The following is a 21,475-nucleotide window of genomic DNA, read 5'->3' as shown; positions in this document are numbered from 1 at the left end:
TAAATATATTAAGATAATATAAGATAAGATGTAACCAGTGAGCAGTCACTGGTTATTTTTTTGATATAAAAAACCGCCCTTATCATGATGATAAAGACGGCTAACAAATATTTATTAAGACTATTTTTTTATTTCTTTATTACTTTCTGCTGAAGTAATCCTTTGTTGGTTTTAATTAATACTAAATAAACCCCGCTTTCAAAATTGCTGATATCCACTTTCTGAACATTTCCTCTGATTTCTTTCATTACTCTTCCTGTGCTGTTGGTAATGGTAATCGATTCAATCTCCGAATCTGTTGATAAGCTGAATACATTCTGTACAGGATTAGGATAGATAACTGCTTTTGGCTCGGAAACTTCTTCCTGTGACAGTCTTGAAGTAAGGGCAGACTGGTATTGAGTTTTGATATAATAAAGATTCGCAACACTTCCTTTTGTGATAGAGTGAGAACCTGCCGCAATACTCGGAATGCTTACAATACCGGAGCTTGCCGTATAAGACGTTCCATCCACTTTTATTGTTCCTGAGAATGTCGGATCAAAAACTAAAGTTAAAGATGAAGCAGCGCTCGTTGAATAGGAAATAGTAGTTGATGATTCTATTTTCAGTCTTTTCGTTAAACTAAGACCGTCATAACTTGCAGATCCATCCGTAGAATTCATATTTGCTGATGTGAATGTATAGAATGAACTGCTTAATGCTGATGTAGTAAAATTATGAACTTCATTTCCTTGAGGATTGGTTCCGGTTGTAGTTACTGTAATGCTTCCCGTTCCTGAAACTGAAGTTCCCGAAGTACCGGTTGTGGTAATGGTAAAGCTAATATTTGCAGTAGGAGTTCCGGAAACAGTTACCGTTTTGTTTGTTGTGTTTTTTACGAAGCTTATCCCTGAACTTGGCAGACCAGACACACTCGCATCCGTTGCAGTTCCTCCCCAGGTAAAGATCATTGGGCTTATGGCTGTTCCGGAAGCAACGGTTTGACTATTATTTGAAGCAATAAGCAACGTTTGCCCTGAAGTTGAAGAGCCTGAATCTCCCTGTACAAAAACCATTGAAGAAGTATAATTTTGAAGCAGAGACATTAATCCGGTATTCACGGCATCAGAAGTATCATCTGTAGCATTATTGAATGTCCAGCTGATATCTCCTCCAGAAATTCTACCGGAATATTGTATCGTTTTATCTCTTGCTACTGTAGGAGAATCCGGAGTCATAGAGTTGATGTAAAGAGAAGAATTAGTATCAAAATTATTATAAGTTCCCGCTCCCTGGAAAGCCTTAATCTGAGTACTTAAAACTTCATTTCTGGTTGATGCTACATACGCGTCAAACTGACTCGCTGCAGTAGATGCATTATAAGGAATAAAAGCATTCTGACCTGTCATAAAATTATTATAGGCCTTTACAACACCTCCGTTTTCGCTTGAAAAAGTTCCTACAGATCCGTTGGCGATATCTGTCCCTTGTTTAGAAGTAAGAACAGGGTATTTACAGTTTCTAAAGTAATTTCCTTCCACAAAAACGGAAGATCCCATGGTAGAACCGACCCCATATTTTGAATTACCGTCATAATAATTATTGTACACATGAGCAGAATAAAATCGAATACGCGGATGTCTGGAATCTGAATGATCAAACCAGTTATGATGATAAGTGATGTAAAGACCGGAAGTCGTATCTTCACTTAAGCCCAGAAGACAGCTTTTTCCATTATCCCAAAAGTGATTGTAGGAAAATGTAATGTAGGTTGATTTCTTAGCATCCAATGCACCGTCACCTTTCGCCTGATCTGCATCACCACCGGGTTTTCCGTAGAAAAGATCATTATTGTGTGCCCAAATATAAGTATTATCCTGTTGTAAACTCAGATTATCACCTTCACTGGCATCTGTAAGCATAAATCCGAGATTTCGGACTTCAATATTAGTTGCATTTTTAATTCTGATTCCCCATCCGTTAATCAAAGCATCAGATCCGATTCCTTCTAAAGTGATCGAACTCGAAGCGTTTTTGTTGTTTTCAACTACCGCATCGCCATTCAGTAAATAACTTGGATCGGTAATATTGCCAATAAATCTTACGGCAAGAGGACGAGTGTCATTTCCCTTCTTGAAACCATCTAAGATCGTTTGAAGCCCAACACAAGGATTGGAATTGGCTCCGGTAACGTTTAAAGAAACTGTATTTTTCGTATCCGGTGTTATATATAAAACGACCGCATTAGCCTTTAAAGTACCATCTAAATTGTAAGCCCCGGGAACTCTGCCGTCACTATGGGCAAAACCGGTACGGTCTTGTGCTAGTACAGTTACAGAAGAAGTGGTAGTGCCTGTTCCTTCCGTATTGTTGGTTACAGGAACCACTTTAAAAGTATAATTTCCTGCACTCAATCCCGGAATATCGGCTCTGAAATAAGAACCGTAGCTTCTTATAAGTTGGGTGTCGATCAGTTTATTGGTAATTCCGTTTCCGGAATAATAGACCCTATAACTTTCTGCACTACTTACAGGATTCCATTTTATATAAGCAGACTCTAACCAGCCTACTGTTTGTGTAATCGTTATCTGTGACTTTACAAATGCTGTACTAAGAACAAATGCAAAGCAAATCAATATTTTTTTCATGATTGATAGTTATTGTTCGGTTTTAATTTTTAATTGATAAAATGTAATCGATTACATACAAATATATATAAATTATAAATATAAATCATTTTGTTGTGAAAATTCTTATAAAATTGTTAATAATGTGTCTGTTTATGGATGTTTTTAATAACTATGTTGTGAATTTTTTAATCGTAGAATCCTGTTTTTTGAAAAATTATGTTCACAAAACAGGATTCAAAAAAATGAAAATCACTTGCAGGCAGAAAAAATGCAATTCATTTTTGAATTGCATATTTGTGTACTGAAAAATAAAATTTATGCATGTGAACAGCAGCAAAAAAATTGCTCTTTTTATTTAATTTCAAGCTTCTTCTCTATTTTTTACAAAGAAATATTAGCTAAAATATCTAATATATCCTGTATCCATTGATAGTTACTTGTTCAGAAATTATTTCCGTTATTTTTTTTCAATTTTAACCAAACCTTGTCTTGTTGCTAAATATAAATTCCCATCATTATCCATTTTCATCGTTGAGATATAAGAGGTGGGAATTTCTGAATTTTCATTATGATAATTTTCCCAATTTCCCTTTAAATCATAACGAACTAAACCTGCTCTGTCGGTAGAAATCCAAATAACTTTATCCTTTTTATCATATACAACACAGTTTGCATGATTAAAAGGCATTCCTGAATTATCTGTAGTGAATTGTTTAAAAGTTCCATCATTTGATCTTATAGCAATTCCTTCATTATTATTTACTTTTTCTTTATCAGCTCTTTTCAATTCATATAATGTAAAATATAGGTTGCCATTTTCATCCTCATCCATGGAAGTTATACATTTTCCATTCAGCAAAGTGTCTGAATTTTCAAAACTGGTAGCCTTTCCATTTTCGTCGATCATAATAGTCCCTTGAAACGTACCAATCCATAACCTGTTTTTAGAGTCTTTTGCTGCAAATGCAACTCTGTTTGTTGGAAGTTCTTTTATTTTATCTTTGTTAAGATTTGTCCATTTCCCATTTTTGAAAATAGTTAAGCCTTCATCCGAACAAAAATATACCTCATCGGTTTTTTTGTTATTTATAATCTCATAAGCTCCGTCAATTCCTATAGTTTGTTTATCATATTTAGTCCAGTTTTGCCCATTGTAGCTGTAAATATTCTTACCACCATATACCCACTTATTGTTGCTATTATCTGAAGCTATTGCATAATAACCGAAGAATTTTCCTTTGTCTGTAATGTTTTGTTCCGCATTTATAAATTTAAAACCATCAAACTTTACTAATCCCTCATCAACCGTTAACCAAATTACTCCATCATTATCAATGGCAATGTTATCGGTCATATTATTAGGAAGATCAGAATTTTTAGAATTCCATACAGTAATTTTATAATCGTTTAGATGCTCATTTTTATACGTATAATTTTTATTGAAGATTTCTGGTTTTGTTGGATTGTCAAATGATTTTTTAAAAGCATTCATGTCGACTCTTTCAATATTCCCTTTTATTGCATTGTCTTTAACAATAAATATAATATTGATAGAACTCTTCTCTTCCTTCTTGTTTTCAGTAATTGCAGGTGTCCAATTCTTAAACTTATTTAGCTCCTCTATTATTTTTTGAGTGATTAAATTATTAGATTGATCAGTATGGCTCAATACACATGCCTTACCTTTAGAATCAACTAATACTTGAAATTTTATGGCACCAGATAAACCTTTTAGATTTAATGTTTTATTAAGTTTATCATTAATCTTTTGAAATTCTTCTTCATTGTACCCGGCCTTTATGTCTCCACAGTCCAGACAGAATTTTTCAGTTTTGCAATTGTCTAATTTGACAGGAAAAATATTCTGAGAATACATTTTGCCTGAAAAAGCAAGAAAAGATAAAAGAACAATAGATTTTCTCATTGTGTTTCTGGTTTAAAAAGTTATTAATTTATAGTTTTTAAGTTAATCTATAATATAAGCTTATGATATATAAATGTGAGTGATATTCTTTATAAAATTATGTGGGGTTTTTAAAAGGAAATTACTTTTTCCCAAAAATAAAACGGTCATTCTCAGATAAATCCTTTATTAATAAAGCTTCTGAAAAATCTGTAGCATAAAGTTCTAACGTTTCAGGACCTAGTTTCTGATTAATTTCTAAAAACAATAATCCATTGTTATTAAGGTATTTCTCTGCATCCTCTGCAATTTTCCGGTAAAAGATCAAAGCGTCGGAAGTAGGGGAGAAAAGAGCCATTTTAGGTTCAAATTCTTTAACAGAATCAGCGATTTCATGCTCTTCCTCAATTCCGATATAAGGTGGATTTGAAATGATCACATCAAAATTCTGTTCCAATTCAAAATTCAGATAATCTGCATGAATAAAGGTAATGGCAAGTTGATGAAAGTCTGCATTCTTTTTAGCCGTTTCCAAAGCTTTTTCAGAAAAATCAATAGAAGTAACTTCTGTTTCCGGAAAATGCTTTTTTAAGACCAAAGGAATGATTCCGCTTCCAGTTCCGATATCCAGAATCTTTAGCGTTCTTTTTGTCATTCCGAGGAACGAGGAATCTCGAGATTCTTCATTTTGCTCCGCTGCATTCAGAATAACAATGGCTTCATGTATTTTATGAATGGCAAATTCCAGTAATTCTTCCGTTTCAGGCCTTGGAATCAGAACATGTTCGTTCACGAAAAACTTCATCCCATAGAATTCTGTTTCTCCTAAAATCTGTTGATAAGGTCTGCTGGTTTTTAATTCTGAAATAATCTGCAAAAGATTTTCTTCATCCTGAATCAGTAATTCCTGATCAGAAAATCTTCTTTGATGAAAGCTGTCAAAACCTACGATCTTCTGAACAAAAACAGCAGATAAAAAAGCGCTTTCAGATTCCGTATAAAGTTCAGAAAGCTCTCTTTTAAAATGTCTTTTAAATTCTAAAATTGTCATCTATCTTGTGAAAACAAGGTTGGTATCCGTCGATTTTTCTTCATCAATTCTGTAGCCCTCATAGTTGAATGCTTTTACATCATCTAATGTTTTAGCATTGGTTTCAGCACAGAATCTTACCACCAAACCTCTTGCGTGTTTTGTATAAACAACAATAGTTTTAAGTTTTCCATCTTTTAATTCGTAGAAATCAAAATCGATGACTTTATGGTTCAACTTCTTTCGGTCAATTACTTTTCCGTATTCGTTGCTGCATAAGTGAAGGAGAACTTCATTCTTTTTCATTTCCGTATTCAGCAGCTCTGTCACTTTTTCTTTCCAGAACTCATACAGGTTTTTATATTGATCGAACTCAAAAGGACGACCCATTTCAAGCCTGTAAAGCATTACTTTATCAGAAGGCTTTAGAAGTCCATATAAACCGGAAAGTATTCTGTAGTTTTTCTGTAAATAGTCTACAGCATCTTTGTCTAGCGTTTTTGCGTCTAATCCTCTGTACACTTCACCTGTAAAAGCATACATTGCAGGAGCAGATTCTTTGGCAGCCGGTTTTGCTTTCCATTTTTGGTTTCTTTCCCAGTTTTCATCTGCCAGTTTAGGAGAAATCTCCATCAGTTCAGAAAGATATTTTGGAGATTTTTGTTTTAAATAAGAGTGTATAAATGCTGCTTCCTCAATGAATTTTGGAGTAGTGCTTCTCAACAGATCGGTTGAGTTCTCCACGTTCATTAGTTTTGCAGGAGATGTTATTATTTTCATAAAAAAAATAGAAGTTTAATATAAGTCCGGAATTTATAATATTCCTTTTCCTTGACGAATAAGTTCAGGTTCCCCGGAAGTAAGATCCACAATCGTAGAAGCTACATTATCCCCATATCCGGAATCGATGACGATATCTACCAAATGATCATACTTTTCCGCAATAAGCTCGGGATCGGTAGAATATTCGATAATTTCATCATCATCTCTAATGGAAGTTGAAGCAATAGGATGGCCTAGTTTTTCAACAATAAGCTGCGGAATAGAGTGGTCGGGAACACGAATCCCGATTGTTTTATGTCCTTTATAAGCTAAAGGCAAACTTTTATTCGCTTCCAGGATAAATGTGAACGGACCGGGAAGGTGGCTTTTTAAAAACCTGAATACCGAAGTATCAATAGGTCTTGTAAAGTCTGAAAGATGGCTAAGATTATTACAAATTATAGAGAACTGGGCCTTTTCTAATTTGATTTTTTTCAGTTGGGCCAGTTTTTCCATGGCTTTGATGTCAAAAATATTACAGCCCAATGCATAAATTGTATCGGAAGGATATATAATAAGTCCGCCATTATTCAGGGTTTTAATCACCTCATTAATAAGGTTTTCCTGTGGGTTTTCCGGATAAATTCTTAGTATTTTTGCCATATAACAAAGATACAAATAATAAAATAGTTTTGATAAAAATCCTTTATTTAAAAGAAAAATTAGGAATTTAAAAATATTGTTGTATATTTGCAACACAATAACGCGGGATGGAGCAGTAGGTAGCTCGTCGGGCTCATAACCCGAAGGTCATCGGTTCGAGTCCGGTTCCCGCTACTAAATTAAAAAACGGTGTAACACAAGTTACACCGTTTTTTGTTATCTTACTTTGAAATTTCCAAAGTACCATTGTCTGTTTTGAAAGATATAAGTTTTGAGAGCTTAAGGATTTAATTTTCCCATTCATATTTTTGTTCAACTGTAAACCTTTGATTATTGGTTACTTGTACTTTGCTGTCAGTTTTAGGCAAATTGTCTGTAACCTTTGCAAATATTTTATTCATGTGAGCTTCTTTAGCTTCGACATATTCTTTTAAACTTAATTTTTCTTTATTTAGGAATTGCGGTTTAAAAACAACCGCGCTTTTATCATTGATATCCACCGATTCTGCCTTCCAAATGTCGTGATCTTTATTGTCTGTTCTAATATCTAAAATTAAGCCAGGTAGGCCAAAAAATTTAAATGGTCCCGCTGAATAAGGTAATTCTTTGGTAAAGTATGCCGTAACTTTTGATCCGCGGAATATGCCAGTTGCTTTAATACAATTGTAACCGAGAATTTTTTTTGTTTCTTTTTCATCAATTTTCCAATCAGGTTTTGGGACTTTGTCATAAATAAAGAACTCCTTACTTTCTACACTAGAAGTGAAAAAGATATTTCTTTCTGATTCGTTATTTATATCTGATACGAAATATTGTTTAATTGGTTTTCGTCCGTTATCCAAATTAACTGACATAGTCCATGAATCAGTTAATTTATTTTGTGTAATAATCGAGTCCTGAATGGATAGTATTTGATTGTTTCTAATATAGAGATCTTCGTGAGAAGTAGCAAAAGAAGATAAAACCCTAAGATATTTTATATGGATTTGTTGTGAGAAAAGAAAGCTTGAAATAAGAAGTAAAGCAAAAAAAATTATCTTTTTCATAAAATATTTTTATAGTAAAACCACTCTCAACTGAGTGTGCTGAGAGTGGTTATTTATTAATTGAATTAAGTTAACCAGTAACCAGCAGCCCACAAAGCTACTTTAACTCCTGTTTGAAAGTTCTGACAACTTTCTAAATCCGGCTGATCAGAGGTGATAAGCTGAGTTCCAACAACCTGACCACCTACCCAGTAAGTCACAACAACTCCGCATTCTCTAACTACGGCTTTTTGTTCAGTTTTTTTTAGGTACTTCTGTTTTCTTATCAACTTTTTCGTTGTCTTTAGCACTTACTAAACCAGCAACTCCGAAAGCTGCTAACAAAATAATTTTTTTCATAAAACTTTAATTTTTTTAAGTTATTTGTGTGATTGCAATCTTCTACAAGGATAAGAATTAATTTTTATTCATTGTTACGGAAAACCTTAATTAATATATTTTTTATTAATGGTAGTTTGATTGTAAATATAACAACATGAAAGATTTTTTAAAGACTGTATCTTTTTTCAAGGAAAAGACAAAGTCGTAATTTTTATAAGAATTTTATCTTGGTTTGGTATTTGGGGAATATTTTGGGTGTAAGTTTATAAAATTGTTGTTCTCTTTTTTTGGGCGAAATTTAAAACTGTTAGACATAAAAAAAATCCCACCGTTTAAAGTGGGATTTTATATTATTGTGCTACTTCAGCATAAGGTTTAAGCTTATAGTCATCAGATTTTGGTTGCTCAAGGAATTCTTTTCTCTGAGTTCCTTTCATTCTTTGTGAAGCTTCGCTTGCTACATAATAAGCATCACCCAGCTTTTTAGTGATTTCTGAAGGAGTGAAATCCTTTTTAATATCACTGTCTACTCCGATATATCCGTTTTTCTTTGTGATATAGCTGATGTAGTTGTTATAGTTGATGAATGTATTTCTTAAATACTGTGTGTGGTACTGCATACATTTCTTCGCTTTTTTAGAAGAATTGTTTAGAATACAGTTAGACATATTCCCATTATATAACCAGAATTCAGATTGTAAAATTGCATACTCTTTTCCTAATGCAGTTTTTCCGTTGGTGTAAATGCTGTTGTCTCCTTCTTTATCTGCAATCACCTTAAGGTGCTCAAGAACCAAAGGAACCGTGTTTTCTATTTTTGTTTTAGCTTCTCCTATCGCGCTGAAGTCTGCTGCAGGAGAATTTTTTTGTGCAGTCGCTAAATTAAAAGCAAGTAGTAATAGTACAATCAATAAATTATATCTTTTCATGAGAAATTTTTAAGGCACTAAAATAAATATATTTTCTCACTTTATACAACTTCATTTTAATTTTATTTAATAAAATTTAACATGTTTTAAGAATTTTTAGTGTAATAAAGCATTTTTTGTGAAGATTAAATATATCAGGATATTTGTTTTTAATAAAAATATTGAGTTGTATTTAAATTTATTTAATTGATTTTCAGTTTGATATAATTTAATTTTCTTTTATCACTAAAAAAATAGTTGTTGAAAAAGAATTTAATTCTATATTTGTATAACTAATTTGTTAGTGATATAGAATTGACTCTATATTATAATAGTATTAAACATTGGAATATGAAAATTCAAACTCTTACGAAAGCGGAAGAACAGGTAATGCAATATGTATGGAAAATAGAAAAAGGATTTTTAAAAGATATTCTTGATCTGTTTCCGGAACCGAAACCTCATACCAATACAGTTTCTACAATACTAAAAGTATTGAAGGATAAAGAATTTGTTGATTATAATGTGATCGGAAGACAGCATGAATATTTTCCTTTGGTTACTCAGGAACAATATTCCGGGAAGACGATGAAAAGCCTTGTGAAAAATTATTTTAAAGGCTCTTATAAAAGTGCGGTTTCTTTTCTGGTAGAAAAAAATGAAATGAGTGTAGAAGATTTGGAAATGTTATTAAATGAGCTTAAAAAGAAAAGCTAATATTTAAAAGAGGTGGCTCTGTAACATTTTCATAGGTTCAGTTGTCTTTACAAGACAAGACGTTAGTAAAAGGTACAGAATATTAACCTCAATAAAAACATAAGCAATGACAGCATTTATTATAGAAATATTTTTTCAGCTGTGGGATTGGTTGATTTCTATATTTTAGAGAAATCAGTCCGTGAAAAGAATATGGCAGGCAATATTATCATTTGATTAAAGCAATTACCCAATCATGGAAGTGTTATTCTACATTTTAAAAGTGATTATTTGTTCAGGCGTTTTGCTGGGATATTATTATCTCTCGCTCAAGGACAAGACTTTTCACCATTACAATAGGTTTTATCTGTTGTTTTCGATATTGATTTCGTTACTGCTTCCCTTGATAAAGCTAGAAGACTTTACCATTGAGGTCAATCAGAATATCTATATGCTGATCGATAAAGTGCAGAATTTTAGCCCATCAGAAAATACAAATACCCATGAAAACTTATATTATACATTTACTTTCTCAGTTTTAGGAATCGTTTCCTTATATTTTTTAGGAAAATTCATCTACGGAACCTTCAAAATACATGAACTGAAAAACAAATTTGAAAGAGAAAACATCGAAGGGATCAACTTTTACCGAACAGATCTTACCGATGCCCCTTTTTCCTATTTTAAAAACCTGTTCTGGAAGAATTCCATCACATTGAATTCAGAAATAGGAAAGCAGATCTTAAAGCATGAAATGGTGCATATCGAACAGAAACATACGTTTGATAAGATCATTTTAGAAATTATCACCTCGGTATTCTGGTTCAATCCATTTTACCATCTTATTAAAAAAGAAATTAATTTAATACATGAATATCTGGCTGATAAAAAAGCCGTAAAACAATCGGACACGAAAGCATTTGCGCAGATGCTTTTAGCCAGTCACTTTTCCGGAGTAGAGTTACCGGCGACGAGTCCGTTTTTGAGTTCCAATCTAAAAAAGCGATTAACAATGTTACAGAAATCACAGACAAAATTCGGGTATGCGCGAAGAATTTTAGCCTTACCGGTAGTGTTCACAGTAGCTTTTGCCTATATGGTGAATGCGAAGAACAAAGAAATAGCCAAGACCAATCTTGAAATAGAGAAAGCAGTTTCTCAAATCAAAAAAGACACAATACGACCTGATCATACTAAAAATGAATCCATAAAGATTTATAAAAAGACAAATGATGAGAAAAAAATAGCGGAACTGGGTAAAAAAATCGAAGAGAAAAGTAAAGAGCTGAAACAATTAAAGCCTGAAACTAAAGAATTCGATAAAAATGTAGATGAAATAGCACAGCTTTCGGGGGAGATAGCAAAAATTACGAATTCGGGAGATTTTCAAAAATCATTGACCAGAATAAAGGTGAATGGTAAAGAAATGAATGTTGAGGAATTCTTCAATTCAGACCAATGGAAAAACCGAATGAAGGATGTAAAAGATCTGAAGTTTGAGATGCCTGATTTCCCTGAACTTGAAAAGGGAGCAGTGTTCGTAGTTCCTCCAACGCCTCCGAGTCCGCCAAATGCACCACGTGCTCCTCAAATTAAAGTATTTAAGATCAATGATCTGAAATATTCGGCTTACAGCAAAAAGGCTGAAAGAGAAATGAAAAAAGCCAAAAAATTAGCTGAAAAAGCTAGAGAAGCCGGAGAAAAAGCAAGAATTCAGAGTGAAAAAGCGAGATGGGAAGCAGGTAAGGCGAAATTAGAGGCAGAAAATGGAAAATCTTTTTCATATAATTTCAACTACACCCCGCCTAGTGCAGTGAAAATTACGGCAAACACAATAAGATATAACCTAGATGGAGATAAATTTTCAGCTTCAGGAGTTTCTAAAATTGATGGAGATGTTTCTAGAATTTATATTAATGGAAAAGATGCTTGGAATGAAAATATGAAAGTTATTATTGATGGAAAAGAAGTCTCAAGAGAAGACCTGAAACTCTTGAAAGGAGATCAAATAGAATCTATCAATGTGAAAAAGAATACGGAAAACGGAAAAATGACAGGCGAAATTTCTATCAATACAAAAACTAGAAAAGACGATTTATAATATCTCAATCATGGAAGCATTATTCTATATCTTAAAAGTGGTTATTTGTTCAGGCGTTTTGCTGGGATATTATTATCTCTCGCTCAAGGACAAGACTTTTCACCATTACAATAGGTTTTATCTGTTGTTTTCGATACTGATTTCGTTATTGCTTCCCTTGATAAAGCTAGAAGACTTTACCATTGAGGTCAATCAGAATATCTATATGCTGATCGATAAAGTGCAGAACTTTAGCCCATCACAAAATACAAATACCCATGAAAACTTATATTATACACTTAGCTTTTCAGTTTTAGGAATCGTTTCCCTGTATTTTTTAGGAAAATTCATTTACGGAACCTTCAAAATACATGAACTAAAAAACCAATTTGAAAGAGAAAACATCGGAGGGATAAACTTTTATCGAACAGATCTTACAGATGCTCCTTTTTCCTATTTTAAAAACCTGTTCTGGAAGAATTCTATCACATTGAATTCAGAAATAGGAAAACAGATCTTAAAGCATGAAATGGTACATATCGAACAGAAACATACGTTTGATAAGATCATTTTAGAAATTATCACCTCGGTATTCTGGTTCAATCCATTTTACCATCTTATTAAAAAAGAAATTAATTTAATACATGAATATCTGGCTGATAAAAAAGCCGTAAAACAATCGGACACGAAAGCATTTGCGCAGATGCTTTTAGCTAGTCACTTTTCCGGAGTAGAGTTACCAGCGACGAGTCCGTTTCTAAGTTCCAATCTAAAAAAGCGATTAACAATGTTACAGAAATCACAGACGAAATTCGGGTATGCGCGAAGAATTTTAGCCTTACCAGTAGTGTTCACAGTAGCTTTTGCCTATATGGTGAATGCGAAGAACAAAGAAATAGCCAAGACCAATCTTGAAATAGAGAAAGCGGTTTCTCAAATTAAAAAAGATACCATACGACCAAATGCGGGTGAAGATTTTTTTCAGGAACAGCTGAAAAAAGGGGATCTTTATAATGAAGCGTTGAGAGAAGATCACGAGAGAATTAACAAAATCAGTGAAAAAATCAGTCAAAAGAGTGCAGAAATTCAAAAGCTGATAAAATCTAAAAAAACTGAGACCCCAGAATTTGAAGCCAAGCAAAATGAAATAGAAGCTTTATCTGATCAGATTGATGAAATTGTAAATTCAGATAAGTATAAAAATAATCTGAAAGCTCTTGAAGATCACTACAGCAGTGTTGAAAAATACTATGATTCACCGGAATTTAAAATGAAAATTGCTGAAGCAGAAAAGAAAGCTAAAGAAGCAGAAGCGATGGTTAATTCTCCAGAGTTTAAGAGAAAAATAGCAGAAGCCGAAAAAGCAGCGAAAAAAGCAGAAGCAATGGTGAATTCTCCTGCATTTAAAAGAAAAATAAAACAGGCTGAAAAGGCAGCAAGAAAAGCCGAAAAAGAAGCTGAGAAAATTGGAGAAGCAGCACAAAAAGATCTTGAAACCTTCTATAACGGAGCTGAAAAGAAAAGACAGGATGCCATAAAAAGAGCTGCTGAGGATAAACAAAAAATAACCCAGACTATAGAAGCGGACAGAAAAGGATATGCCTTTGATGAAAAGTTTTCTAAAAACAGAGACTATGATAAAAAACCGCTATCTGAAACTGAAAAAGAGCTCCTGAAAAAAGATGCTAAAAAAATTCAGGAGTTGCAACAAAATAGACCTAACAAAAACAATTTTGCGATCTTTAAAGTAGATAACAGTTTAAATAAGGTAGTCAATTTATATGGTGTCAACATTGAAGACGATAATAATAAAAAATCTCCTGTAGGAAAAACGGCTTTACTTGCCATCAATGTAGATGTTCCTGAACTGTATGTTAATGGAAAAAAAGTAAGTAAAGAAGAATTTATGGCTTATCAGAGCGATCCGAAAGACTTCAATTCACCTACTAATATCAAAGTCTTTAAAGTAAGCCGTGTAGCAGGTGAAAACAATAGATCTTATGCCAAAAGAATGGAAATTATCACGTATTAATTCGTAAAAAATGAAAAAACTTTTAGCCCTTAGTTTTATTTTGGCTGCACTTATTGCCAATGCCCAGATTAACAGATTCTTTTATGAATATAAGTTTATTCCTGACTCTAATGAGAAAACGGATATAAAAACGGAGATGATGTATCTGGATATCGATAAAACCGGATCTTCCTATTACAGCCGTGATAAATTTGTTGCGGATTCCACTCAAAGAGCGGATCTGGAGAAGCAGATTAAAGCGTTTTCGGGAAATATAAGTATCAACAAAAGAGAAAAACCGGGGCAGGTTTCTTATCGGGTAACTAAATCTTATCCTGATTTTAAAACTTATCTTTTCAGAAACATTTCAAGTGATTCTTACAAGATAAAGGAAGATAAAAAGCCTGAATGGAAAATACAGTCTGATAAGCAAAAAATAGGGGAATACATGACTCAGAAAGCCACTACAAGCTTTGGCGGAAGAGAGTGGATTGCCTGGTTTGCCAGTGATCTTCCTTTTCAGGATGGGCCATACACTTTTTATGGATTGCCTGGTCTGATCGTGAAAATAGAAGATACAACAGGTTCTCATGTCATGACTTTGATAGGGAACAAAGTTCTGCAACGTAATAACAGTGAGGAAAAAGAGCTTACCTTACCTGAAAACATTAAATTATTCGGAATGGGAGGTAAAGAAATTGAAGTGACAAAAGATCAGTTTAAAAAAGCCTGGAAAGCCTACGTGAATGATCCTACGAAAAATATGAGAGAAATGATGATGAAGAATGACGCCAATACCAAAATGGTTTTTAAAACGAAAACAGCTGACGGAAAAGAGATTTCAGATCCTAATCAGGTGTTCAGGGAAATGGAAAAAAGAACCAAAGAATCTCTTGCTAAAAACAATAACCCCATTGAACCGGATTTAGTAAATTAATTACATATATTTTATATTGAAGCAGGATAAATAGTAAGTTTATTCTGCTTTTTTATTATAAATAAGTTCAACTTTTATTTTAAAAAATTATCTTTGAAAAAAATCAATATGAAGAGAATTATTTTTGGAATTTTTTCATTTTTCAGTGTTTTTATGGTCGCTCAGAATCAACGGTTTATTTATGAATATAAGTTTGTGACAGATTCTACAGATAGAAATACTACAGATCAGGAAATCATGTATTTAGATATCGCTAAAAAAGGATCAAAATTTTATAGCCAGAAACGTTTTGCAGCAGATTCAATAAGGGAAGACAGGATAGCAAAAAAAATGCGGGATTTTACCGGGATAGATTATGGGAAAATATCTTTTTCTGTAGAGAAATCTTATCCGGATTATAAAGTTTTATTTTTCAATCAATTAGATGTAGATTATTATAAAGTTAAGGATCAAAGAAAACTGGACTGGAAAATACTTCCTGAAAAAGAAAAAATCGGTGAATTCAATGCTCAGAAAGCAAGTGTAAATTTTGCAGGGAGAAAATGGACAGCCTGGTTTGTGCCGGATCTTCCTATTCAGGATGGTCCCTATAAATTTTATGGATTACCTGGAATGATTATTAAAGTAGAAGATAATACACAATCCCATTCTTTTGTCTTAAAGGGAATTAAGAAAATTCCTAATGATCAGGAATGGAAAAGTGATGGAGAAAAGAAAATTTTCGGAAGTCTTTTTGAAATCGACCAGGATAAATATAAAAAACAGTTTATGGATTATAGAAATAATCCTACCAAAGGCATGCGCCAGATGATGTCTGGAAATACGAAAATAACAATGATCGATGAAAGCGGGAAACCGTTGGATATGGAGAAAATTCTCAGGGATCGAGAAAAGAATGCAAAGGAAGAAAATGCAAAAAACAATAATGTTCTTGAGCTGTATTTACTCAAATAATAAAAGCGCGAAACTGAAAGTTTCGCGCTTTTTGTTTATTTAAACTTAAAAGAAAAATTCTATTAAGCTAATTTCTGAGAATCTGCAATAAATTGAGCCAATCCGCTGTCTGTTAATGGGTGCTTCAATAAGCTCAAGATCGGAGGAAGTGGAGAAGTGATAACATCTGCACCAATTTTAGCACAATCAATGATATGCATTGAGTGACGGATAGAAGCTGCTAAGATTTCAGTTTCATACATATAATTATCAAAAATTAATCTGATCTCCTGAATTAAGTTTAATCCGTCAGTACTAATATCATCTAATCTTCCCAAGAAAGGAGAAACATAAGTAGCACCTGCTTTAGCTGCTAAAAGAGCTTGTCCCGGAGAGAAAATTAATGTACAGTTCGTTCTGATCCCTTTATCAGAAAAATATTTTAACGCTTTGATCCCATCTTTAATCATAGGAATCTTAACAACGATATTCGGGTGGATTGCCGCCAATTCGTCACCTTCTTTAATCATTTCTTCGTAAGTTGTAGAAAGAACTTCCGCAGAAATATCTCCGTCTACGATTTCGCAGATTGCTTTGTAGTGATTTCTGATCGCTTCAGCTCCCTGGATTCCTTCTTTTGCCATTAATGAAGGATTGGTAGTAACACCATCTAAAATTCCAAGATCTTTCGCTTCTTTAATTTGCTCTAAATTGGCTGTGTCAATAAAAAATTTCATTTGTTGTATAGATTTATTTGTGCAAAGATAACGATTCCTTTGTGAGTGGAAAATTAATTTAAAGCGAGATTCGGGATTCGTGTTTCCGGGGTTTAGTTTAAAATTGCTACAATCAAAACAAAGCTAATCGGTGTAAGAAACAATTCCCCTTCTCTGGAGGGGTATCAAAAATTCATTGAATTTTTGACGGGTGGTTTAGATTGCCTACATGAAATACAGAAAAAATCATTAAATTCATTTCAATGAAAAACCTATTCACAGCAAAACTGGAAATCATCGGAATCAATCCTTTTGTATATATTCCTGAAGAAATTTTAAAAGAAATTTTTGAAACTTCGGACAGAAATAAAAGTCCTATCCCTGTAAAAGGCACTGTAAATGGAAAAGAATATACCCAAAACCTCATGAAATATCTGGGAGAGTGGCGATTGTATATCAATATGATCATGCTGAAAGATTCACCGAAACGGATTGGTGAAAACATAGAAATCTGTATTGAATATGATGCTTCAGACAGAACGATTTCCATTCATCCCCAATTAGATCAGGCAATCAAAGAAAATCCTGTAGCCCAGAAAAATTTTGAAGAACTGATTCCTTCAAGAAAATCAGAACTTATTAAATATATTAATAATCTCAAGACAGAAGAAAGCATTCAACGGAATGTTGAAAAAATTATCCGTCATCTGCATGGTGAAACTGAGTTTTTCGGGAAGAAACTAAAATAAAAAAGGTTCAGAAATTTTCTGAACCTTTGCAACTATGAATTTAAAACTTTGCTAAGCTTTACAGCATCCTGATTGCTGGGATCATACTGTATAGATTTAGCAATGTGCTCTTTGGCCTTGTTCGGATCATTTTTCTGCTCGGAAAAAGCAAGATAAAAATAAGCATAGGCCAGATTTTTCTTATTTTGCTCCACCTCTTCAGGTTTTACGGTGGCAATATACTTTTCATAAGCAATTTTTGCATTTACATCATCTTTTGCAGACTGATAAGCATAGGCCTGGCTATAATATGACGGTGCCCAATCCGGTAGCAAAACCGATATTTTTTTCCATGTATCCACTGCATTCGTCCAGTCTGAGGCTTCCTGGTAAGCTGTTGCTAATTGTGCTAATGCATTGGTATCTTTCGGATTGGCCTCAATTTGTTTTTTAAGCCCCTCAATGGTAGCATTGCTACCTGTTTGAGATGTTTTTGCCGTAGCGTTTGTGTCGGTTTGCGTTGTCTGAGCGTTTACAAAACCTAAACCTCCTGCGAATAATAAACCTAAGAATAAGCTTTTTGTGTTCATTTTAATCATTTTCATAATCTTATATTTTCGAGTTGTGCTGGGTAAAGTTCAATAATAATTCCATAAAAGTGTAAATTTTAGAACCCTTAAGTTTTTTTAGAAAAATTTAAGAAGATCAAATGTTTTTTTATCGAAATTTTTGATTCGGTACGGTTTCAGCTATCTTTGTATTTGAACTTTTTTAATCAATATATTTTATATGAACATCATATTGGCTTCAACTTCCACGCTTTTTGGAGGAGAATATCTGGAATATCTAAGAGAAGAATTAATTCAATTATATAATGGAATAGATGAGATCGTATTTGTTCCTTTTGCAAGACCAAGCGGAATTTCTCATGATGAGTACACAGCAAAAGCGCGTTCTTTCTTTGAAACAATCAATATAAAAGTAAAAGGTCTTCACGGGTTTGAAGACAAAATTGAAGCATTAAATAATGCGAAAGGATACTTTACAGGAGGTGGAAATACTTTTTTGTTGGTAAAAACACTGCATGAGGAAGGTCTAATGTCTGTTTTAAAACAAAATGTTGAAAGTGATAAACCTTATTTGGGATGCAGCGCCGGAAGTAACATCGGAGGACTGAACATGAAAACAACGAATGATATGCCGATTGTCTATCCGCCGAGTTTTGACTGTATGGGATTGGTTCCTTTTAATTTAAATCCGCACTATTTAGATCCAAATCCGGACTTGAAGCATAATGGAGAAACTAGAGAAACCAGAATCAAAGAATTTTTAACGCAGAATGATGTAAAAGTTGTCGGATTGCGTGAAGGAAACTGGATCAGAAGAATAGGGGATAAAATTACGGTTGAAGGGAATGAATTAACAAGAATTTTTGAGAAAGACAAAGAACCTTACGAGATAGAAACAGGAAGCGAATTGTAGTTTTTAATTATATTTGAATAAACATTGATGCAATGAAGAAAACATTCGCGGTTCTTATACTTTCAACACAGGTTGTTTTTGCTCAGGATGTTGCCCAAAAACTGGATGCAGCTACAAAAGACCTGATGAATTCTTCGGGAGCGATTGCTTCTAATTTATCATTTTATGTATCCGATGAAGATGGCAGGCTTATTTATGAATATCAAGGGAATAAAGGGTTTTCTACGGCTTCTACCCAGAAGATCTTTACGGCAGCAGCAGCTTTGGAAACTTTAGGAAAGGAATATACTTATAAAACAATATCAAGTTATTCAGGAAGCATTTCAGGAGGAAATCTGAACGGAAATCTTTTTATCAGCTCAAACGGAGATCCTACGTTGGGAAGCTGGAGATATGAGTCTTATAAACCTGAAAATTTTAAAAAGAAGCTTCTTGAAGCCATAAAAAACGCCGGAATTACAAAAATTTCAGGAGATTTAATTATTGATGATTCCTATTTTGATCATCAGACGATTCCCGGAGGCTGGCCTTGGGACGATTTAGGGAACTATTACGGAGCAGGAGTTTGGAGTGTGAACTGGAGGGAAAATCAATTCGACATGAATATGAATGGAACCGATTTTAAGAATTTTTCCTATCCTTTAGCCGGTATAAAATGGCTGAATGATCTGAAAACAGGAGGGAATTCTGATCAGAGTCTGGTTTTTACCGCTCCCTATTCTGATGTTGCTTTAATTAACGGAACTTTACCTGCAGGAAAAACAATCACTGTTTCAGGTTCCGTACCGAATCCTCCTTTACAGCTAGGCGTAGAAGTAAAACAATGGCTGAAAGAATCGGGAATAGGTTTTTCAGGAAAAGTAATCACTAATTCTCAGCTTGAAATCGAAGGAAAAGTAATAATGCCTTCTCCTAAAAATAACATTATTCTTACCTATCAATCGCCTACATTGGATAAAATTGTCTTTTGGTTTTTGAGAAAAAGTGTGAATATGTATGGGGAAACACTGGTTAAAACATTAGGAAAAGAGAAAAAAGGAGATTCCAGCTTTAAAAGCGGAGTAGCTTATCTTAAAGAATTCTGGAAGTCAAAAGGAATTAATGGAAATATGATCAATTTTGCGGACGGAAGTGGACTTTCTCCTCAAAATTATGTTTCTGCAAAAGCGGAAGTTCAGGCTTTACTGTATACCAAAAAGCAATCTTGGTTTGATGCGTATTACGATGGTTTTCCGGTTCAGGATAACGGTCTTAAAATGAAAAGTGGTACGATGAAAGATACCAAATCATTTGCAGGTTTTTACACAGCAAAAGATGGGAAAAAATATGTATTTTCGATTATTATCAACAATTACCAGGGAAGCGGAAGTACAGAACTTCAGAAAATCCTGAATGTTTTAAAATAGTTTACTTTGAAAAAGAAATCTATATTTTCCAGATTCAACAACTGGTTTATTTTTTCTCTCATGACGCTGGTCGTTGTATCTATCGTGATAGCTTCAACGCTCGTCGTTAATTATTTGAAGAAAGAAGAAGTAAAAAGGGTTGATATTTTGGTGAGTGCCCTGAAATTTCAACAGGAAGTAAAGACTCCAAGTTTAGAGATTCAGGCCTTACTTCTTCAAATCTACAGTTCTAATACAACAATTCCTCTAATTATTTTAGATAAGAATGATCAGATTATGGTGCATAAAAATATTCCTCAGGATATTGAAAATGACCCGGAACAAATTGTGGTTTTAGCAAAGAAAATGGCTAAAAGTTATCCTTCTATTGAGATTAAAGTTCCTGATGGAAATAATCAATTTGTATATTATGACAATTCAGGAATCCTTAATAATCTTCAGTATTTTCCTTTTTTACTAGGGATTTTTGTACTGTCTTATTTCCTGTTTTCTTTTTGGTTTTTGAGAACAGTTAAGAAAACAGACGAAGGCTATCTTTGGGCAGGGTTAGCGAAAGAAACGGCGCATCAGATCGGAACTCCTCTTTCTTCGATGATCGGATGGATGGAGATTATGAAGCTTGATAATCCTGAATCTGAAGGCGTACATGAAATTGAAAAAGATATTGAACGTTTACGAACCATCTCTGAAAGATTTTCTAAAATAGGTTCTGTTCCGGAGCTTAATGATAAAAACTTTAATGAAACCATTCAGGAAAATTATGATTATCTGAAAACAAGAATTTCCAGAAAAATTAATTTTACGTTACATCAGCCTACCTATACTATTTTTGTTCCGCATAATAAAATACTGATGAGCTGGGTGATCGAGAATCTGGTGAAGAATGCGGTAGATGCGATGAAAGGACAGGGAAACTTACTCATGACCGTTTTTGAAAGAAATAAAAATATTATCGTTGAAGTAAAAGACGACGGAAGTGGAATGACCAAACAACAGGCAAGGAGTGCTTTCAAACCGGGATATTCTACCAAAAAACGCGGTTGGGGATTGGGTTTGTCATTAGCTAAAAGAGTAGTTCAGGAATATCATAACGGGGATATCAAAATTGTTCAGACAGAAGTAGGGAAGGGAACTACTTTCAGAATTACAATTAAGAAAACTGAAGAAGAGAAAGCTTAAAATTTTTGAATTTATTTAAACCATTAAGGTATTAAGTTAATTTAAGGAAAATCAAAGATTTT

Annotated in this window: 19 protein-coding genes and 1 tRNA gene; 10 read left to right on the top strand and 10 right to left on the bottom strand. The window is 33.5% G+C overall.

Translation table 11 applies throughout. The features are described 5' to 3' along the window. Positions 1 to 128 precede the first annotated feature (128 nt). From JI747_RS05100 to JI747_RS05080, 5 genes are all read right to left on the bottom strand, one after another. Entirely contained in the window at positions 129 to 2,630 is a 2,502-nt protein-coding gene (locus tag JI747_RS05100) for a pectate lyase family protein (protein WP_225686727.1), read from the bottom strand. Positions 2,631 to 3,069: 439 nt separating this feature from the next. Beyond that, positions 3,070 to 4,536: a ligand-binding sensor domain-containing protein gene (locus JI747_RS05095; protein ID WP_225686725.1), complete on the bottom strand. Its 1,467-nt coding sequence runs from the start codon at positions 4,534 to 4,536 to the stop codon at positions 3,070 to 3,072. Positions 4,537 to 4,657: 121 nt separating this feature from the next. Continuing rightward, positions 4,658 to 5,566, bottom strand: coding sequence for a peptide chain release factor N(5)-glutamine methyltransferase (prmC, locus tag JI747_RS05090; protein ID WP_225686723.1), 909 nt, complete (start codon positions 5,564 to 5,566; stop codon positions 4,658 to 4,660). Then, positions 5,567 to 6,325, bottom strand: a complete 759-nt coding sequence (yaaA, locus tag JI747_RS05085) for a peroxide stress protein YaaA (RefSeq protein ID WP_225686722.1) — start codon at positions 6,323 to 6,325, stop codon at positions 5,567 to 5,569. Positions 6,326 to 6,358: 33 nt separating this feature from the next. Continuing rightward, the gene (locus JI747_RS05080) at positions 6,359 to 6,970 is read right to left on the bottom strand and encodes an L-threonylcarbamoyladenylate synthase (protein WP_047438561.1); all 612 of its coding nucleotides are present in this window, start codon (positions 6,968 to 6,970) and stop codon (positions 6,359 to 6,361) included. 101 nt (positions 6,971 to 7,071) lie between these two features. On the opposite strand from JI747_RS05080, the gene JI747_RS05075 reads away from it, so the two are divergent. Then, positions 7,072 to 7,144 (top strand) — tRNA-Met (locus JI747_RS05075). 113 nt (positions 7,145 to 7,257) lie between these two features. On the opposite strand, the gene JI747_RS05070 is transcribed toward JI747_RS05075, so the two are convergent. From JI747_RS05070 to JI747_RS05065, 3 genes are all read right to left on the bottom strand, one after another. Further along, complete coding sequence (locus tag JI747_RS05070) at positions 7,258 to 8,016, bottom strand: GLPGLI family protein (RefSeq protein ID WP_225686721.1); 759 nt, start codon at positions 8,014 to 8,016, stop codon at positions 7,258 to 7,260. Between the two features lie 65 nt (positions 8,017 to 8,081). Beyond that, on the bottom strand, positions 8,082 to 8,216 hold the full coding sequence (locus JI747_RS20365; protein WP_262904123.1) for a hypothetical protein: 135 nt from the start codon (positions 8,214 to 8,216) through the stop codon (positions 8,082 to 8,084). A 471-nt stretch (positions 8,217 to 8,687) separates the two neighbouring features. Next, positions 8,688 to 9,266 carry a hypothetical protein gene (locus JI747_RS05065; protein ID WP_225686720.1) on the bottom strand — a complete coding sequence of 193 codons (579 nt, stop codon included), beginning with the start codon at positions 9,264 to 9,266 and terminating at the stop codon, positions 8,688 to 8,690. 330 nt (positions 9,267 to 9,596) lie between these two features. Here JI747_RS05065 and JI747_RS05060 point away from each other — a divergent pair, with 330 nt between their 5' ends. The 5 genes from JI747_RS05060 (at position 9,597) to JI747_RS05040 (ending at position 15,923) form a co-directional block, all read left to right on the top strand. Then, positions 9,597 to 9,962 (top strand): BlaI/MecI/CopY family transcriptional regulator, encoded by a 366-nt coding sequence (locus tag JI747_RS05060; protein WP_225686719.1) that lies wholly within the window; start codon positions 9,597 to 9,599, stop codon positions 9,960 to 9,962. Between the two features lie 235 nt (positions 9,963 to 10,197). Continuing rightward, a complete protein-coding gene (locus JI747_RS05055) occupies positions 10,198 to 12,042 on the top strand; it encodes a M56 family metallopeptidase (protein ID WP_225686718.1) in 1,845 nt (614 codons plus the stop codon). Positions 12,043 to 12,052: 10 nt separating this feature from the next. Beyond that, positions 12,053 to 14,053 carry a M56 family metallopeptidase gene (locus JI747_RS05050; RefSeq protein WP_225686717.1) on the top strand — a complete coding sequence of 667 codons (2,001 nt, stop codon included), beginning with the start codon at positions 12,053 to 12,055 and terminating at the stop codon, positions 14,051 to 14,053. Between the two features lie 10 nt (positions 14,054 to 14,063). Continuing rightward, positions 14,064 to 14,969: a GLPGLI family protein gene (locus tag JI747_RS05045; RefSeq protein WP_225686716.1), complete on the top strand. Its 906-nt coding sequence runs from the start codon at positions 14,064 to 14,066 to the stop codon at positions 14,967 to 14,969. A gap of 108 nt (positions 14,970 to 15,077) precedes the next feature. Continuing rightward, positions 15,078 to 15,923, top strand: a complete 846-nt coding sequence (locus JI747_RS05040; RefSeq protein WP_225686715.1) for a GLPGLI family protein — start codon at positions 15,078 to 15,080, stop codon at positions 15,921 to 15,923. Between the two features lie 62 nt (positions 15,924 to 15,985). On the opposite strand, the gene fsa is transcribed toward JI747_RS05040, so the two are convergent. After that, positions 15,986 to 16,639 (bottom strand): fructose-6-phosphate aldolase, encoded by a 654-nt coding sequence (gene fsa, locus JI747_RS05035; RefSeq protein ID WP_225686713.1) that lies wholly within the window; start codon positions 16,637 to 16,639, stop codon positions 15,986 to 15,988. Positions 16,640 to 16,881: 242 nt separating this feature from the next. On the opposite strand from fsa, the gene JI747_RS05030 reads away from it, so the two are divergent. Further along, positions 16,882 to 17,367 carry a YdeI/OmpD-associated family protein gene (locus tag JI747_RS05030; protein WP_225686712.1) on the top strand — a complete coding sequence of 162 codons (486 nt, stop codon included), beginning with the start codon at positions 16,882 to 16,884 and terminating at the stop codon, positions 17,365 to 17,367. Between the two features lie 32 nt (positions 17,368 to 17,399). On the opposite strand, the gene JI747_RS05025 is transcribed toward JI747_RS05030, so the two are convergent. After that, positions 17,400 to 17,936 (bottom strand): tetratricopeptide repeat protein, encoded by a 537-nt coding sequence (locus tag JI747_RS05025; RefSeq protein WP_225686711.1) that lies wholly within the window; start codon positions 17,934 to 17,936, stop codon positions 17,400 to 17,402. Between the two features lie 199 nt (positions 17,937 to 18,135). On the opposite strand from JI747_RS05025, the gene pepE reads away from it, so the two are divergent. The 3 genes from pepE to JI747_RS05010 are packed head-to-tail and all read left to right on the top strand — an operon-like array spanning position 18,136 to position 21,413. Then, on the top strand, positions 18,136 to 18,828 hold the full coding sequence (gene pepE / locus JI747_RS05020) for a dipeptidase PepE (protein WP_225686710.1): 693 nt from the start codon (positions 18,136 to 18,138) through the stop codon (positions 18,826 to 18,828). 32 nt (positions 18,829 to 18,860) lie between these two features. Next, complete coding sequence (dacB, locus tag JI747_RS05015) at positions 18,861 to 20,234, top strand: D-alanyl-D-alanine carboxypeptidase/D-alanyl-D-alanine endopeptidase (RefSeq protein WP_225686709.1); 1,374 nt, start codon at positions 18,861 to 18,863, stop codon at positions 20,232 to 20,234. A 6-nt stretch (positions 20,235 to 20,240) separates the two neighbouring features. Continuing rightward, entirely contained in the window at positions 20,241 to 21,413 is a 1,173-nt protein-coding gene (locus JI747_RS05010) for a sensor histidine kinase (protein WP_225686708.1), read from the top strand. Positions 21,414 to 21,475: the final 62 nt, after the last annotated feature.

This window comes from Chryseobacterium tagetis (genome assembly GCF_016735585.2).
Classification (GTDB): domain Bacteria; phylum Bacteroidota; class Bacteroidia; order Flavobacteriales; family Weeksellaceae; genus Chryseobacterium; species Chryseobacterium tagetis.
This window is presented reverse-complemented; position numbering and strand designations above follow the sequence as displayed.